The following is a 17,573-nucleotide window of genomic DNA, read 5'->3' as shown; positions in this document are numbered from 1 at the left end:
GAATTAAAAAGAAATGAAAACATATATCAAGTTTATACCGGTATTATTGCTGTTGATCTTAAGTGCCTGCAAGGTGTCGAAAGATCTATCAGCTCCGGTAACTGCAACACCTGCGCAATTCAGGGACGTAACGAGTACAGATAGTACCAGCATCGCTACTTTTCCCTGGAAAGAATTCTTTACTGATCCTGCGATTAGCACGCTGATTGACAGTGCACTGGTTAAGAATTACGACTTGCAGATTGCGTTAAAAAATATGGAGTCTTCTGCGTTGCTTTATTCGCAATCAAAAGCTGGGAATATCCCTTCCTTATTTCTAAATGTGACTGCAAATACATCAAGGCCATCAGACAATAGTCTGAACGGCTTAAGTACCTCTACATTTTTAAATACCACCCATATTGAGGATTACAATGCCAACCTGAGTTTATCCTGGGAAGCAGATATCTGGGGAAAGATCAGGAGCCGGAAACAAGCTGCCCTAAGCACTTTCCTGCAAACTTCTGAAGCCAGGAAGGCCGTACAAACATCATTGGTAGCTGAGGTAGCCCGTGGCTATTATCGTTTGCTGATGCTGGATGCGCAAATGGCTATTGCTAAACGAAACCTGGCATTAAATGATAGTACGTTAAGGATGATCCACCTGCAGTTTGATGCCGGACAGGTTACAGCACTGGCGATCCAGCAGGCGGAAGCACAACAGATGGTTGCTGTTCAGCTGATGCCACAACTGGAGCAGGAGATAGGTATTCAGGAAAATGCACTCAGCGTGCTTACTGGTCATATTCCTGCAGCTATAGCGCGTCAGGGTAAACTTAGTGAGATTGCTGCTGATGATCAGTTTGCTGTTGGTTTTCCCTCCGCAATGGTGAGCAGAAGACCCGATGTGCGCAGTGCGGAGCTGGCATTACAGATTGCAAATGCCAATGTAGGTATTGCAAAAGCAAGCCTGTATCCGAGTGTTACAATAACAGCTTCAGGTGGCGTCAATTCTTTTAGGGCAAGCAACTGGTTCAATATTCCTGCCTCTCTTTTTGGAGCCGTTGCGGGTGGGTTAACACAGCCTATACTGGACCGGAAACGCATCACCACCCAGGTGGAAGTTGCGAAGGTAGAGCGCGAGAAAGCAGTGCTTCAGTTTAGAGGGACTGTGCTGACAGCGGTTGCTGAGGTTTCTGACGAGCTGATCAAAACGCAAAAACTCAAACTTCAGTACGATGTTGCTGGCTCGAGGGTACGTACTTTGCAAACTGCAGTTAAGAATTCGAGCATGCTATTTAAGAACGGTATGGCTAATTATCTGGAGGTAATTACTGCGCAAAGAAACTCATTACAGGGCGAACTGGACCTTGCAGCACTGCGCACAGCGCAGCTGGAAGCTAAAGTAGACCTTTACCGTGCTTTAGGGGGCGGTTGGAAATAAAAATTAAAAGATCCCCTGATGTAGTCAAACAAAAGGGGATCTTTTTCCTTATAGGGGTATGATTCTACCTCAACAATCTGCAAAAAATACCCTCCATAATTTCCGCACAAAGCGCTCGTCAGGTGCCCTGCTACCGCTGCTGTTCTTAATTGCGATGCTCTCTGTTATCCTATCATCCTGTGGTAAGAAGAATCGTTCGGACATATCCAAAGCGCTTTATGGAGAGACAAAAAACAAGGCTTTTAAAGATCTGAACAGTGATTCTTTTGCGGTAGTGCTGAAGAAAACACTTGCTACCAGTAAGGCTGCTTTAAGCAACCCTAAGTTGATCACTGCATTTTACGAACAACATGATTATGAACCGGTCCTGGTATTACAGCATTTACCAAAAGGGCAGTTAAAAACAATTACTGAGTATCTTGGTAAATCTGCCGAACATGGCCTGGATCCTGAGATATTTAAATATACCGAGCTGAATACGCTCGTTGGTAAGTTCTATGATAAAAAAGCGATTAAGAGCAAGGAAGAGGCTTATCAGCAGCTCGCGGATCTGGAGATCCTTACTGCAAATTCGCTGATCAATTATAATAATGCGCTGCAGTATGGCATCTTAAGTCCGAGGAAAATTTACGCAAACTATTACACGGAAACAAAAAGGCCTGATAGCAATACCATGCAGCGTGTTTTTGCTATTGGCGATGTAAAGGCTTTTTTGGATAGCATTCAGCCTAAAGATCCTCAGTATATTGCTTTGCAAAAAGCGTTGGCAGGTGGTGCTCGAGATGGCAAGATGACTCCCGAAGAATCTCAACGCGTGTTGACAGTAAATTTAGAACGTCTGCGCTGGAAGAACAAACCTACACAGGATAAATATGTACTGGTGAACATTGCTGACTTTAAACTCGATGTGATGGATCATGGTAAATCTGTGCTGGATATGAAGGTATGTGTTGGGGAAGGCAGAAATAAAGATTACTCGGATAATTTAAAGGAATATGATGAGAACGATTTGAAAAAGGATCGCCCGTTTTCGAGGGAAACTCCACAACTAAACAGCATGATTCACAGCGTTCAGGTAAACCCGGTATGGAATATCCCTGAGAGCATTGCAACAAACGAAATTACAAAGTATGCTGCTTCCGATCGCTACTACCTGTCTAACCATAACATCGATGTATATCAGGATGGCAAAAAAGTTGAAGATCCGGAAACTATCGATTGGTCTGTGGGCAACCCGGGCAAAACTTATAGCTTTAAACAGCGGCCCGGCGAAGAGAATTCATTAGGAAAGATCAAGTTCTTATTTAACAACGAAAGTAGCGTGTATTTGCATGATACCCCGGCTAAGGCAGCTTTTAATCAGGATATGCGGGCAGTAAGTCATGGTTGTGTGCGTGTGCAGAAACCAGAGGAGCTGGCAAAAGCTTTATTTGGCGAGGGGCCGAAGTTTGAACTGATCAGAAAAAATATGGCCGAGGACAATGCCACGGCCACAGATATCGGTTTACCTAAGAAAGTTCCTGTTTACCTAACCTATTTCACTGCCTGGGCAGATCCAAATGGAAGTCTGCAGTTTAGGAAAGATGTTTACGGACTTGATATAGTCTTATATACCTACCTTCAGCGATTGAGCGGAAGCTAATATTTTAGTTGTGTCGGTAATGGTTTTTGTAGCTATACCGGCATAACTTGCTGCCATATGCTCATTCAGGTACCGGGAAGTATAAGCCTGATCTGTACCATTGATGTACAATACGGTTTTGCCTTCTATGGTCTGGATAACCTGACCAGCGAGTTCCGGTGCTACAGCAGGGCATCCCTGACTGCGACCTAGTCTGCCGAGTGCATTAATTGTACCCTGACTAACGTAAGCTGCTCCGTGTACAACGATCGAGCGTTTACGCGCATTGTCATTGTATCCGTCATCCATTCCATCCAACTTCAGGGAACGGCCATGTTTACCGTTGTAAACTTCGCCGGTAACATAAAACCCTAAACTGCTTTGGTATGAATCATCGACATTTGAAAAACGTGTTGCTTTATCATCACCCGTGTTCTGGCCATGGGCCACCCAGGTATTGAGCAATAATGTTTTTTTATCAAGGTCTATAATCCACAAACGTTTGCTGGTACTAGGACGATCCATATCAGCAATACTGATAATAGATTTCATGCTAGAAAGTTTACCCGCATTTTTTAGGTTGTAATAGCCTGTAACGGCTTTTTCGAATACAGCAATGTTAAGCCCACTTTGTTCCAATTCGGCAGAACTATATAAGTCTGCGATGTACTTGCTATACAAAGAATCTTCAGAAATGCTGTGTTGAACTGGCTTAGAGTCTACTGACGATCTCCAACTGGTAATGAAAAGCGAAAAGCCGATTAAAAGTACACCTGCTGCGCCTAAAATGTATTTTCTCATAGAATATTGGTTTGTCTTGCTATGGGTATTGATACGTGAATTTTAGGTAAGTTTTTGCGTCAAATAGAATCTTAAATTGTTCGTTTTTAAATGGTTGAGCTCTTTAGCGTAGAACAAATATACGCAGAAATTAAACAAAATTATAATATATATAGCTCTTTGACCCTTTGCTGACGGTTCTCGGGAGGAGAAACAAGGGTGTAAAACAAGGGGGTATGCTAGTAATTCTGTGTTAACATGCAGAAATATAGTAGGATAGAAATGTAGTATAGGGCGGTAAGGTGTATACTTTGGCAGTATAAACTGTAGAATTTACAGGACGCGACTATTGTAAGATGGAAAGGTAGTTAACTCTAAATTAGTTGATTTGTGCCAGTGCGGCTCCCGTGCGTTTCAAACTATCTACTGTTGTACGGATCGTTTTTAAGGTTTCATCAGGGTTGTAAACCGTTGGTTGAGTGGTTTCCTTCTTTATTTCTATAGGTTTAGGGGCTCTAGAGTCTTTAGAAGCAGAAAATATGAAGGGGAAGGCCATTATAATAACGGCATAGGTTAGTTGTTTAAGATAAGGTAGCGTTTTCATAGCATTTAGGTTGTACTTATGTAAACCAATTTGGATGCCAATATTACTCAGGTTCCGGGTCTTCTTTTTTTTACGTAGCATTGTAATGGCAAAACTATACTGCCGTTATTGTTTATGAAACTGATCTGGCTGGATGCACACCATAAATTAATCATTACTGTAATTATTGCAGCGATAACCTTCGGACTTACTTATGGTAAAGTTGGCGGAGGCATGCAGTTTATGATTGTCTGGGTGGCTTATGCACTGAGTCAGATTTTATTATCGTGGATAACAGTGTTGGCTGTACACCCGATAGAAATGCAGCAGCAGGCCAAACTACAGGATTCAAGCCGGACCCTGATTTTCTTGGTTGTACTGGGAGCGGCACTGGCTAGCCTTTTCGTGGTGCTCCTTTTGTTGAAGTCGACAAAGGAATTATCGGGATGGGACCTTAGATTTCATATCCTGATGTCTATTGCATCGGTGATGTGTTCATGGATTATGGTGCACACACTTTTTGTATTTCGCTACGCACATCTATATTATGGAGATCCTGAAAAAAAGGGACATAAGTTTGCTGAAGGGCTCCAGTTTCCTGAGGAAAAGGAGCCCGACTATCTTGACTTTTGTTATTTTTCTTTCGTTATCGGCATGACCTTTCAGGTTTCCGATGTAGAGATCAGTTCCCGCCGCATTCGACGGCTAGCACTTATGCACAGTATGATTGCTTTCGGCTTTAATACTGTTATTGTTGCGCTAAGCATCAATATCATATCAGGGATCACGGCTAAATAGAGGGTACTACTTGATATAGACGGTCTTGATATTTACGAATTCATGAATTCCGTACAGTCCCAGTTCACGACCGTATCCAGATTGGTTGATTCCTCCGAAAGGAAGCCTTGGGTCAGATTTTACCATTGCATTTACGAAGGCAGAGCCTGCCTGCAGCGCTGTACGTGCAATTCGTTCGCCCTCGGCAATATTGGTAGTAAACACAGCTGATCCTAAACCAAAAGAGGTGTCATTAGCAATAAAAATTGCTTCGGCAGTGTTCTTTGCGCTGATGATTGTAGCTACAGGTCCGAATATCTCTTGATCATAAGCAGGCATTCCTTTTTTTACTCCCGAAAGTATGGTTGGACCATAGAATGCGTGATCGCCATCAAAATCGGGAATTACACCACCAAGTATGCATTTGGCCCCTTTTTTAATATTATCCATTACCTGTTGGTGAAGCTCGTCCCTTAAGTTAGCGCGTGCAATAGGGCCCAGATCTGTACCTTGAGTTAAAGGGTCACCCGTCACCCTTGATGCCATTTTTTCGGTAAATAATGCCGTGAACTCTGCTTCAACTCCTGCTGTTACGATAAAGCGTTTTGCCGCAATGCAACTCTGTCCATTATTGATCAGCCTGCTTTGCGCACAGATTTCTGCGGCTGATTCCAGGTCAGCATCATCCAGGATCAGATAAGGATCGCTGCCGCCAAGTTCAAGTACGCTTTTCTTTAATAAACCTGCCGCCTGTTTGGCTACCTGCATTCCTGCTGCAGTACTGCCTGTAAGCGTTACTGCCTTAACCAGGGGATGGGCAATAACCTTTTGTGCGATTTTGCTGTCGACCATAAGGGTCTGAAAAACATGTTCGGGAAAACCTGCATCAAGCAACACTTTCTCTATCGCCAAAGCACAACCGGGTACATTAGACGCGTGTTTTAAAAGGCCACAATTTCCAGCCATCAAGCCTGGAGCGAGGAAGCGGAATACTTGCCAAAAGGGAAAGTTCCAGGGCATGATAGCGAGCACTATCCCCAGTGGCTGAAAGCTCACATAGCTCTTTGACGCTTCAGTTTCGATGAGTTGATCTGCCAGGTGCGTTGCTCCCGAGGCAGCATAATATTCGCATACTGTAGCACATTTTTCAATTTCATCGAGCCCTCCCTGCAGTGGTTTCCCCATTTCTAGCGCCATGAGGTGTGCGAGTTCATTTTTGCCTTTCCGTAAAATAACCGCAGTATGTTTCAATAGAGCTTCCTTTTCCTTAAAGGAGACTGCGCTCCATGAAGGCCAAACGGCATTTGCACTTTCTATTTTAGTCAACACAGCCTCTTCGCTATCTGCGGTATAAGATTTGATGATGGATCCGTTAACCGGATTAATGGATGTGATCGACATAAGCTTTTAGATTTGGTTATAAAAAAGGAAACGGGGATATCTCGTCCGAAATACCCCCGTTTAAATTAACGCTCTCATATAAATAGACGACAGAATAACACATTATATTGCATAGTGTGCTAAAAATATTTTCATCAAAAGGCATACCCCATGAATCAGAGGCAGAAAGAAAGGCTACCACAGATAGGCGCAGAAGTATTTATCGAACCCGGGCAAACTGCCGGGGAGATCGATAACTGGTTTAAACAACTTCGGGATGCGGGCATGACGGTAACACGGATACGTCTTTTTGAGAGCTATATGCATCATCAAGATGGTTCCTGGGATTTTAGCCTATTTGATATGGCTTTTGAAGCAGCCGAAAAATACGGGATCAAGGTATATGGCAATTTGTTTCCGGCAACGGTTTTTACGGATGTTGGCGGTTTTAAGTTCGCTAAAAGTGAGGCAAATCTCGCAGAGATTGCCAATTATATCCAACATCTGGTTACCCATTTTAAGGATTTTCCTGCATTGTATGGTTGGGTGCCGATCAATGAGCCGGGATCGGGCGTTTTACCAGAAAATGAATTAATCAATGCTGCCTTTGACGCATGGAAACTGAATGAAGTAGAAATGGAGTATAACAGCAACGGTTTTACAAGGCTGGATTTTGCTGAGGAGCGCTTTTTGCTTGAGTATAATACCTGGTTCCTGAAGTGGCTTACTGACGAAATTCATCGTTATGACCCAGGTTCAATTATCCACGTAAACAACCACGCAATTTTCCAGCATGCTGCGGAATATGATTTCCCTGCCTGGCGTGGCTTCCTGACCAGCCTTGGTGGCTCGGCACATGCGAGCTGGCATTTTGGTTATTTTGACCGCCAGCAGTATGCGATAGCTATGTCGGCCAATTCCGAAATTCTGCGTTCCGGTGCAGGTGATATTCCCTGGCTGATGACCGAGTTGCAGGGAGGTAACAATACCTACAGTGCTTTTGATCCGATGTGTCCGACGGAACAGGAAATAGCACAGTGGCTATGGATAACAATAGGTGCTGGGAGTAAAGGCTCCATTTTCTGGTGCCTAAACCCAAGGCGATCGGGTTTTGAGGCAGGGGAGTGGGCGATGCTCGACTTCCAGAATGAACCCACAAAACGTATGCGGGTGGCAACAGATGTGATCAACACAATTAGGCTACATGCTGAAGTATTTGCAGATGTCCAGGTATGTGCATCAAAAATTAATATTATCTACACCCGCGAATCCATGTGGGTGGAGCGTGCGCTCCAGATCCCTGGAAAGGTATATGAAGGAAGGACTGTTGGTGGTGCTATGAAATCAGCCCTTTCCTATTTTGAGGCACTTGCTGAAATAGGCGTACATGCTGGTTTTAAAGAAATCAGGGAGTTTGATTTCAGTCGCGCAGATTACTCTGGCGAAGCCTTGATTCTTTCACATCAGATTAGTATTCCCTCTACCCATTGGCAGGCATTCCATGATTTTGTATTCAGAGGTGGTAAATTAATTGTTGATGGGTTGACTGCTTATTATGATGAGCGGGCATTTACCCTAATGGGTAGCGCTTTTCCTTTTGAAGCTTTATTTGGCGCTACAGTCGGGGAGTTCAAATTTATAGATCATCTTTTTAAGTTTCCAATGCAGGATCCGGAACTAGATTTGTCGGCAACGCTGTGGAAAGCCTCACTTAAACTACTTACTGGCAAAGTGGTAGCCGCCGATGGTACGGAAATCGTTGCGGTACGCAATCAATTTGGCAAAGGAGAGGTACTCTATATGCCAGCATTGGTGGGCCTGGCTGCCCGGATTGAGGGAGATTATTCAACGCTGGTGCAGTTACTTAAGTGTGAACTTGAACAGATTATCAGCGACAGCCTGTTTGTATTTAAAGAACATCAGCCCAAAGTGCTGATTAAGGTTCTTCAATCGGGATCTGAATGGATTACAATACTCATCAACAAAAACAGGGAGCAGCAATTTCTGGATCTTTTAGCACCTAATCTAAAAGCCGATTGCCTGTATGCTGATGGTGGCGGATTGGTACAGGATGATGGTAGGATAACAATTAATCCAGAAGAGACCATGGTAATGAAATGGTCTGCTTCCGGGTAAACTATGTTAATGTATAATTGCCTGTAACGTTTTTCCGTTTAATGATACTGTAGCTCTATCGGAAAGGTTATAGCTTGTTTTGATGATGTTCGGCCCCGAAAGACTCAGTTTACTCTCTCCTGCAACGGTAAAGTCGGCAGAAGCAATGGTATTGTCTTTCGATACCGTCAGGCTGCTACCCCCATGCTGAGCATCACCTACGGTTGCCTTAACGCTCTGGAACTTATTTTTATCCAGAAACACCGTAGAAGCCCTGTCCATCACAAGTTGCAGGGACCCTTCCTTATAACCAGAGATGGTGACTTCTCCACTTACATAAGAATTTTCATCGTCGGCGGTTTTGAAGAGTGACTTCGTGTTTACCTGATCGAGATGGTTTGTTACGACAACAATCGAGCGCCCGTAAATACGGTCTCTCTCAACCTTAGATTTCTTAGTCAGATCGATCTGTAAATTATCTCCATCATGAGACCAGCTTACCTTTTGCTCTGCATTATTACTGATCCAGATCCCTTCTTTAGCACCTTGCTCAATGGTTACTGATACGAGATTAGCACTGCTGATGGTAACGGATTTGAGATCCTTAATTGCCGTGAATTCCATCCCATAAAAAGGATTCTTGTAATCACCTTTCAGGTAAGATGCACGCAGTGTAAAGTTATAGGCGGTTAACGCTGTGATGGTGATAACTACTGCCGATATAATTAAGATTGTGCTCGTTTTCATGATTGTTTGTTTTGGTAATTTTCTTGTTTAAACTGTTCATATCGCTCTTTAATTTCTTCCATGCTGATATCGAGCAGGAAGATGTTTTTAAAGAATTCCGGAAGCTCCTGCCCCAGAAAGCGCTCTTTACTGTATGCCTTGATCTTGTTTTTTGCATCAGGAGCGATGAAAAATCCGATACCACGTTTGTTGACGATCACTTCTCTGCTTTGTAAGAAATCAAAGGCGCGGACCACGGTATTTGGATTTACCTGCAGATCTACTGCAAGTTCCCTTACAGAGGGTATCTTCTGTTCATCTGCCCATTTTCCGAGCATGATGAATTCTCCTACATAGGCTGCTATCTGCAGGTATATAGCTTCGTTTTCTCTGAATTCCATTATACTTCCTTTTCTTTAAGTTTAAAATAAGCACTTGTCCAGAAGATAACCATCAAGAGCACCAAAAGGACGCTCACAATATGAATACTATCTTTTGTTGAATCAATATACCACACATTGTCTCCATCAACTACACCTACGTTATCAAAAGGAACAGCATTACGTACTTCGGGTTTGAAGATCATTTTAATAAGCGGCTGGTTGAGTAAAAAGATCCCAAATACGAAGATCAGTGTCGCAAATGCAGTTTTTATGAGATGAAGTCGCTCGAAAAATATAGCTCCTAAAAATGCTATCGCATGCAATACTGCAAATACAGGGAGCACACGGTACGGCTTCAACTCCTGGTCAAATAAGCTAAGTACTTCGTTTTTATGCACAACATGCATGTTGCCGATATATACTGTTAGGCCATCAACGGTATAGAAGCAAATGAAATATACCAACATGTAGATTGGAAAGGAGTAGAGCCATGCTACCAGGTATTTTTCCAGATGCGATACAGGCAAGGTCAGGATTGGAATTGCTTTTTTCTTATCTCCGAGATCGGAAAATACCATGCTGGTGAAAATAATTCCTGCGAACATAAGAACGGACACCATGAAAGTAAACTGAACTTTTGCAGCCACGTAGCCTTCGTTGGCGTAGGTAGAAAAACCCAGCAGGACGGTTAGGAAGCCAAACAGTACCGCAGTAGACATGAAGTATGTGCTGCGTTGTTCAACAAATTGTTTCTTGAACAGTAAGGAAAAGCGGTTGAAATTAAATGTATTGTTCATGAGAATTTTATTTAAGGGATTGGGTGAGGGCGGCTTGATTACTGAGTAGGCCGTTAAAAAGCAGTTCCATATCAACTTTGCTGTACCGTTGCTGCGCATTGATACTAATGGTGTTGACCCCCATGGAGTTTTCTTCAGCATACAGGATGTTCGAAGTATTGGCTTGTGCCGCAGCGCTGAATAGCAAGCGCTCCCCAATTTCATCGAGACTCTTGTTCAGGATGATCTTCTGTTCGTGTAAAACCAGTAGGGTATCGATGAGGCTGTCCAGATCACGCACCTGATGGGTAGAAATAATTATGCAGCGTTCATCAGTAAGTGCGGAAGCAATGATTTTTCTAAACTGGATTTTTGAAGGAATATCAAGGCCATTTGTCGGTTCATCCATGATCAGTAAAGACGTGTTTGTTGACAAGCCGAAGGCGATCATTACTTTTTTCTGCTGACCGAAAGACAGTTTGTTCAATAGGCTGTTTGAAGGAACATCAAATTCAGCAAGGATTTTATGAAATTGAATGGCGTCGAATTTGGGATAAAATGCTGCTGTGTTATTCAAAAACTGCGTAGCAGTTACTGAAGGCATGTGCATCTCCTCAGGGATAAAAAACAGTTCCTGCAGAAAAGCAGGCTTCCTGTCGCTGGCCAAAAATCCATTTACCTTACAAGTTCCAGCATTCGGGAAAACAAGTCCGGCCAGATTTTTTAATAAGGTAGATTTTCCAGCGCCGTTTTTTCCGAGCAATCCATAGATATGGCCTACTTCCAGATCCAGGTAAAGGTTCCTGAACAGCAACGATTTTTTGCTGTATCCGAAACTTAAGTTAGCGAGTTTGATCATATTTTGAGTTCTAAGTATTGCTATATTGGTGTACTAGTTAGATAGTACACTACAAATGTACGTTTACATTTCAGATTTCAAAATAGTTTCTGAAACAATTTCATAAATACTTTCAATCTATTTTGCCAACTGGCTTAAATGACGGCTTAACTCGGGCAGGGAAGGTGCTAGCAGTAAACGCCCACTCAAAATAATAGAGAAAAGCAAAACATTTATCCTGACTTTTTGATTCCTACCTATATGTTCACAAAGAATGATCTCAAGGAAAGATTACTCGGTATTTGTTTTTCAGAAACTGGTTCAGTGTCTGTAAGAATCTGGGCTCCCAAAGCGATAAGTCTGGCGGTAGTTATTCCTTCCCGCGGTAGTGTGATTGCACTCGAAAAACACTTGAATGGCTATTGGGAGGCCAAGGCTGCTCCACTTAAGAACGGTGACCAGTACCATCTTTTATTGGATGGCCATCGGGTACTGCCAGATCCGACTTCCTTATATCAAACTGAGGGGGTGCATGGCGAATCAACGGTTTTTGACACCCGTATGTATCATTGGAAAGATCAGAGCTGGATTCCCCATCCGCTCTCCGAATACGTGATTTACGAGGTCCATACCGGGACTTTCAGTGAAAGGGGGGATTTTGAGGGAATTATTGATAAACTGGATCACCTGGTTGAACTGGGAATTACGGCCATAGAAATTATGCCTATAGCGCAGTTCCCCGGCGATAGAAATTGGGGTTATGACGGCGTTTTCCCTTATGCAGTACAAAATTCATACGGTGGACCACAAGGTTTTATGGAGCTCGTAGACGCTTGTCATGCTAAAGGCCTGGCTGTTATTCTGGATGTTGTATATAATCACTTTGGTCCTGAGGGAAATTATTTTGAATCTTTTGGGCCTTATTTTACTGATAAGTACGAAACCCCCTGGGGAAAGGCAATTAATTTTGATGATGCTGGTTGCGATGGCGTGCGGGATTTTTTTCTGGAGAACGCATTAATGTGGTTCCGTGATTTCCATGTAGATGCTTTACGACTGGATGCTGTGCATGCCATTAAAGACCTTAGCGCCCGCCATATTTTACAGGATCTATCACAGACAGTTCAGGAACTCGGCAGGCATTTGGGTAAAACCCTACAGCTTATTGTTGAATGCGATCTGAATGATCCACGCTTTTTAGAATCGCCGGAAAAGAACGGCTACGCCATGGATGCACAATGGATTGATGAATTTCATCATGCCCTGCGTGTTACAGCCGGAGAAAAGGCGCAGGGATATTATGAAGACTTTAGCGGACTTCAATCGCTTGCCAAAGCATTTACAACTGCTTATGTGTACGATGGGCAATACTCAAAACATCGCGATAAACATTTTGGCGGCTCTGCAACCGGATTTCCGGGAGAAAAATTTGTCGTATTCTCCCAAAATCACGATCAGGTAGGGAACAGGATGCTCGGCGAGCGGAGTAGTATGTTATATAGTTTCCATATGCTGAAGCTGCTTGCGGGTACCGTTATGGTGAGCCCTTATTTGCCCATGTTATTTATGGGCGAGGAATGGGCGACAAGAAACCCTTTTCTTTATTTTGTGAGTCATACTGATCCTGAACTGATCAAAGCTGTGCGCGAAGGACGTAAATCAGAATTTGCTGCTTTTCATGAAGAAGGGGAGGCACCGGATCCAGAATCTGAAGAAACTTTCCTGAGTTCTAAATTGGATTGGGAGTTGCTGCAACAGCATCAGGGACAGGTATTGTTTAAATTTTATAAAAAGCTTATCGCTTTGCGGAAAGCCTTGCCTGTTTTGCATAATGGTGACCGTAATCAACTTTCTGTAAAATGTTTTCCCGCGCAAAATTGCCTGGCTTTGGAAAGATGGGACGATACGACCCGCGTAATGTGCTTTATGAATTTTTCCAATGTCATTCAATCAGTATCAGTAGCTGAGTCTTTAGTAAACTACAGTTGCGTGCTGGACTCATCAGATCCGCAATGGAGCGGTCCAATTGCGGCATCATTAAATTTTACCGGACAACCCCACTTAACGCTTCAACCCGAATCAATCATCATATATACTTCTACGCATGCATAAGCCTACTTCAACTTACCGGGTACAGTTTCATAAGGATTTTACTTTTAAGGATTTCAAAGAAATCATTCCCTACCTCAGCGATCTGGGCATCCAGACGATTTATGCCTCGCCTATTTTTGAGGCAAGTCCGGGAAGTATGCATGGTTATGATACTGTAAATCCACACCGGATCAATCCTGAAATTGGTACTGAGCAGGAACTTAAAACGATTGCCGTCCTGCTAAAAGATCGGGGCATGGGTTGGATCCAGGACATCGTTCCCAATCATATGGCCTACCATCAAAATAACAGCTGGCTGATGGATGTACTTGAGAAAGGACCGGCTTCAAATTACGTGAAGTATTTCGATATCAATTGGGCAGACAAAAATTTTGAACCTGTAATGGCACCCTTTCTTGGTGATGGGGTTGATGAGGTGATCAACCGTGAAGAGTTACGGGTTATAGATCAGGATGGTGCTTTTAAGTTGGATTATCGGGGGACGTTATGGCCGCTCAATGTGGAGTCTCGTAATGAAATAGGTAGATCTAAGGGTCTTGAAGCGGTTAATCAGGATAAACACTTTTTAAAAGAACTGGTATCAAAGCAATTCTATCGGCTGTGCAGCTGGCAGGAAACAGATTATAAAATCAATTACAGACGTTTTTTTACCGTCAATAGTCTCATCTGCTTAAATATGCAGCATGAAGAGGTATTTGCACACTACCATGCTTATATATTTGATCTGCTTGGTCAGGGTATCTTCCAGGGCTTACGAATTGATCATATCGACGGTCTTTACGATCCGGGTGTTTATCTGCAACGTCTTAGGGATGCAGTTGGCGAGGACACTTATATTGTTGTTGAAAAGATTCTGGAGGATGGTGAAGTCCTTCCCGCCAATTGGCCAATCCAGGGAACAACGGGTTATGAATTTCTTGCTACGGTGAATAACCTCTTTACAAACGGCGATGCCGAGGCCGACTTTTCGGCCTTTTACCAAAAGATCAGTCCCGATAAGCAGGATATTGCCGGACAGATTTATGAGAAGAAGCGGGCATTTCTGGAAAACCACATGGGTGGAGAGCTCAGAAACTTGTGTACCTTATTTTATGAGTTGAAATTAGATGATGTGGGTTCGAGCGAAAACCCGGAACCTGAGGATCTCAAAAAGGTGTTAGGTGAGTTTTTGGTGCATTGCCCAATCTATCGTTTCTATGGCATGCACTTTCCGCTGAAAGGCGGGCAGAAAAAAGAACTCGAAGGTATTTTTGATCTCCTTGAACACCTCGATAATCTTGACAATTTGTCGATTCGTGTACTGCACGAGTTGCTGCTCAAAAAAGATGTAACAGATGAACAGGCTTTTCAGGACAAGATCACAAAATTTTTTAAGCGTTGCATGCAGTTCAGCGGGCCTCTGATGGCAAAGGGCGTAGAGGATACCTTGATGTATACCTACAACAGGTTCATTGGGAATAACGAAGTTGGTGATTCTCCTGATGGATTTGGGATCACGGGAGCGGAGTTTCATGACCGGATGCTGGATAGACAAAAAAATTGGCCGCTTTCGCTGAATGCGAGTGCTACGCATGATACCAAGCGTGGCGAGGATGTGCGAGCACGTTTAAATGTGCTCACAGATTGTAGCAAACGATGGATAAAACTGATAAAAAGTGGGAAAAAACAGAACAAGAAGTTTAAAATAAAAGGGCAGCCAGATGCAAATGATGAGTACCTGATTTATCAGACACTGTCAGGCAGCCTACCCATGCCGGGAGAAGAAGAGCCTGACTATCAGTTGAGGATCAGTGCATATCTGGAAAAAGCATTGCGGGAAGCAAAAAGGAAAACAACTTGGGCAGAGCCGGCTGAAAACTATGAGAAAGCGGCACAGCAATTCGCCGCCAGTCTGTTAAGCACAACAGAGCCTTTTCACCATAAGTTTACTGATTTCCAGCGCGAGCTTTCAGACTACGGTATCATCAATTCGCTGGCGCAGCTGGTACTTAAATTTACTTGTCCGGGTGTGCCCGATGTTTATCAGGGTACGGAGCTCTGGGATTTGAGCCTGGTAGATCCTGATAACCGAAGGCCTGTTGACTACACGTTGAGAAATACCTGGCTGAAAGCACTCCGCGCAGACGGCGTTTCCCTCAGGGAGTTGTGGGAGGAGCGTTACAATGGAAAAATCAAGCTTTGGTTACAAAGTCAACTTTTAAAACTCAGGAAGGAGCAGGAATTTACACAGGCCAGTTACCTACCGCTAAAGGTTAGGGGTAAATACAAGGATCATATCCTCGCGTTTGCCAGGATATATCAAAGAGAATGGACTGTGGTGATTGTACCCCTGCAATTGGCTGCCATTTCTAAAGTTAAGCAACATGGATTGCAGGATCTTGACTGGAAGAATACACGTGTCATCTTACCTGATGACGCTCCGGAAGCATGGACAAGTTGTCTTTGTAAGCAAAATGGCAAACAACATAAGGGATTGCTCATCTCGGAGGTTTTCGTAGATCTTCCGATCGCAATACTGAACCTAAAACATCCGGGAGGGAATCGATCTGCGGGAATACTGATGCACCTGACCGCATTGCCTTCTGCTTTTGGTATTGGTGACATGGGCCCAGAGGCCTTATCTTTTATAGATTTCCTTGCAGCGAGTCATCAGAAATACTGGCAATTGCTGCCCCTGAATCCGATTACTGCGGAACAGTCCTTTTCTCCTTATAGCTCTGTTTCCAGCATGGCAGGTAACGAGATGCTCATCAGTCCGGAGTTACTGCTGGATGATGAATTACTCAGCGCAGAAGACCTTGCGCCTTTTAAGAATTCCGTTATAGCTGATATAGATTATGCTGCTGCCTACAGGTCTAAGACCCAACTGCTGAAGATCGCCTATCGTAATTTTATTGACCAGGGCGCAAATGCACCTCTATTGCCTGCCTATCGTCACTTTATTGAAGATGAGGCAGATTGGCTGGACGACTTTGCCCTCTTTACGGTGCTTAAAAAATCTAATCCGGATGGAGACTGGATTACCTGGCCAGAGCCAGTGCGAAAAAGAGATCTAGAGGCACTACTCAAACTTCAGCAAAACCAGGCAGATGAAATTGCAGAAGTGAAATGGATTCAGTTTGTCTTTTTTAAACAATGGAAACACCTGAAAGAATATGGCAGCATTAATGGAGTAGCTTTATTCGGTGATCTTCCTTTTTATGTGAGTTATGATTCTGCCGATGTTTGGGCAAAACCGAAGCTCTTTAAGCTGGATGAATCGGGCAATAAATTAGGTCTGGCGGGTGTGCCACCGGATTATTTTAATGCAAGTGGTCAGCTATGGGGGATGCCCGTGTACAACTGGAAGGAGATGCAGCAAACGGGCTATAACTGGTGGATAAAACGGCTGCGGAAAAATTTTGAACTATACGACCTCCTCCGCCTGGATCATTTCAGGGCATTTTCTGCATTCTGGGAGGTTCCGGAAGGATCAGAAAATGCAGTCAATGGCGTCTGGGTACAAGGCCCGGCAAGCGATTTCTTCAAGACCATGCTGGCAGAATTCGGCACACTTCCATTTGTTGCCGAAGATCTTGGAGAAATTGATGCGCCTGTATATGCCCTGCGTGACGAATTTAAAATGCCCGGCATGAAAATTCTACAGTTTGCTTTTGGATCCGATATGCCTTATTCTATTCATATTCCGCATCAGTATGAAACAGAAAACTGTGTGGTATACACAGGTACCCATGATAACAATACACTTTTGGGTTGGTATACGACAGAGGCTAACGAGAAAGATAAGAAAAATATCAGTGCCTACCTGGGCCATAAAGTAAAGGCTGACACGGTGAATGATGAGCTCATCAGGATGGCCTATGCATCGAACGCCAGGATTGTGATAATCCCCTTGCAGGATATATTAAGGTTGGACGGTAGGGCGCGGATAAATGTGCCTTCGTCGACAGATAAAAACTGGATCTGGCGTATGCAGCAGGATGCATTGAAAAAATCACATCAACAGTGGTTGGGGAAATTGGCGAAACGGTACGGAAGAATCTGATTGGATGAGGATAG

At 43.6% G+C, this 17,573-nt stretch carries 13 protein-coding genes; 6 read left to right on the top strand and 7 right to left on the bottom strand.

The genetic code is table 11. From position 1 onward, the window contains the following. Nucleotides 1-13: 13 nt before the first annotated feature. On the top strand, nt 14-1,423 hold the full coding sequence (locus CLV32_RS05265) for an efflux transporter outer membrane subunit (protein ID WP_133553100.1): 1,410 nt from the start codon (nt 14-16) through the stop codon (nt 1,421-1,423). Nucleotides 1,424-1,481: 58 nt separating this feature from the next. After that, complete coding sequence (locus CLV32_RS05260) at nt 1,482-3,065, top strand: L,D-transpeptidase scaffold domain-containing protein (RefSeq protein ID WP_166641886.1); 1,584 nt, start codon at nt 1,482-1,484, stop codon at nt 3,063-3,065. On the opposite strand, the gene CLV32_RS05255 is transcribed toward CLV32_RS05260, so the two are convergent. Further along, the gene (locus tag CLV32_RS05255) at nt 3,030-3,845 is read right to left on the bottom strand and encodes a murein L,D-transpeptidase catalytic domain family protein (RefSeq protein WP_133553098.1); all 816 of its coding nucleotides are present in this window, start codon (nt 3,843-3,845) and stop codon (nt 3,030-3,032) included. The two genes, CLV32_RS05260 and CLV32_RS05255, sit on opposite strands and share 36 nt — an antisense overlap. A 358-nt stretch (nt 3,846-4,203) precedes the next feature. After that, on the bottom strand, nt 4,204-4,428 hold the full coding sequence (locus CLV32_RS05250; protein WP_133553096.1) for a hypothetical protein: 225 nt from the start codon (nt 4,426-4,428) through the stop codon (nt 4,204-4,206). A gap of 114 nt (nt 4,429-4,542) precedes the next feature. Here CLV32_RS05250 and CLV32_RS05245 point away from each other — a divergent pair, with 114 nt between their 5' ends. Continuing rightward, nucleotides 4,543-5,205 (top strand): DUF1345 domain-containing protein, encoded by a 663-nt coding sequence (locus CLV32_RS05245; protein WP_166641885.1) that lies wholly within the window; start codon nt 4,543-4,545, stop codon nt 5,203-5,205. Between the two features lie 6 nt (nt 5,206-5,211). Here the strand turns inward: CLV32_RS05245 and CLV32_RS05240 are convergent, their stop codons facing one another. Then, nucleotides 5,212-6,585, bottom strand: a complete 1,374-nt coding sequence (locus CLV32_RS05240) for an NAD-dependent succinate-semialdehyde dehydrogenase (protein ID WP_133553092.1) — start codon at nt 6,583-6,585, stop codon at nt 5,212-5,214. Between the two features lie 150 nt (nt 6,586-6,735). Here CLV32_RS05240 and CLV32_RS05235 point away from each other — a divergent pair, with 150 nt between their 5' ends. Then, nucleotides 6,736-8,700, top strand: coding sequence for a beta-galactosidase (locus CLV32_RS05235; RefSeq protein WP_133553090.1), 1,965 nt, complete (start codon nt 6,736-6,738; stop codon nt 8,698-8,700). Between the two features lie 6 nt (nt 8,701-8,706). On the opposite strand, the gene CLV32_RS05230 is transcribed toward CLV32_RS05235, so the two are convergent. The 4 genes from CLV32_RS05230 to CLV32_RS05215 are packed head-to-tail and all read right to left on the bottom strand — an operon-like array spanning nt 8,707 to nt 11,423. Then, complete coding sequence (locus CLV32_RS05230; protein ID WP_133553088.1) at nt 8,707-9,426, bottom strand: hypothetical protein; 720 nt, start codon at nt 9,424-9,426, stop codon at nt 8,707-8,709. Then, nucleotides 9,423-9,806 (bottom strand): GntR family transcriptional regulator, encoded by a 384-nt coding sequence (locus tag CLV32_RS05225; protein ID WP_133553086.1) that lies wholly within the window; start codon nt 9,804-9,806, stop codon nt 9,423-9,425. Before CLV32_RS05225 ends, CLV32_RS05230 begins: the two co-directional genes overlap by 4 nt. After that, a complete protein-coding gene (locus CLV32_RS05220; RefSeq protein WP_133553084.1) occupies nt 9,806-10,585 on the bottom strand; it encodes a hypothetical protein in 780 nt (259 codons plus the stop codon). Before CLV32_RS05220 ends, CLV32_RS05225 begins: the two co-directional genes overlap by 1 nt. Nucleotides 10,586-10,592: 7 nt before the next feature. Further along, the gene (locus tag CLV32_RS05215; RefSeq protein ID WP_133553082.1) at nt 10,593-11,423 is read right to left on the bottom strand and encodes an ABC transporter ATP-binding protein; all 831 of its coding nucleotides are present in this window, start codon (nt 11,421-11,423) and stop codon (nt 10,593-10,595) included. Nucleotides 11,424-11,663: 240 nt separating this feature from the next. Here CLV32_RS05215 and treZ point away from each other — a divergent pair, with 240 nt between their 5' ends. Both treZ and treY read left to right on the top strand, forming a co-directional pair. Further along, nucleotides 11,664-13,514, top strand: a complete 1,851-nt coding sequence (gene treZ / locus CLV32_RS05210; RefSeq protein WP_133553080.1) for a malto-oligosyltrehalose trehalohydrolase — start codon at nt 11,664-11,666, stop codon at nt 13,512-13,514. Further along, entirely contained in the window at nt 13,507-17,559 is a 4,053-nt protein-coding gene (gene treY / locus CLV32_RS05205) for a malto-oligosyltrehalose synthase (RefSeq protein ID WP_133553078.1), read from the top strand. Before treZ ends, treY begins: the two co-directional genes overlap by 8 nt. Nucleotides 17,560-17,573 lie beyond the last annotated feature (14 nt).

The sequence above is a fragment of the Pedobacter duraquae genome (assembly GCF_004362245.1).
Lineage (GTDB): Bacteria > Bacteroidota > Bacteroidia > Sphingobacteriales > Sphingobacteriaceae > Pedobacter > Pedobacter duraquae.
This window is presented reverse-complemented; position numbering and strand designations above follow the sequence as displayed.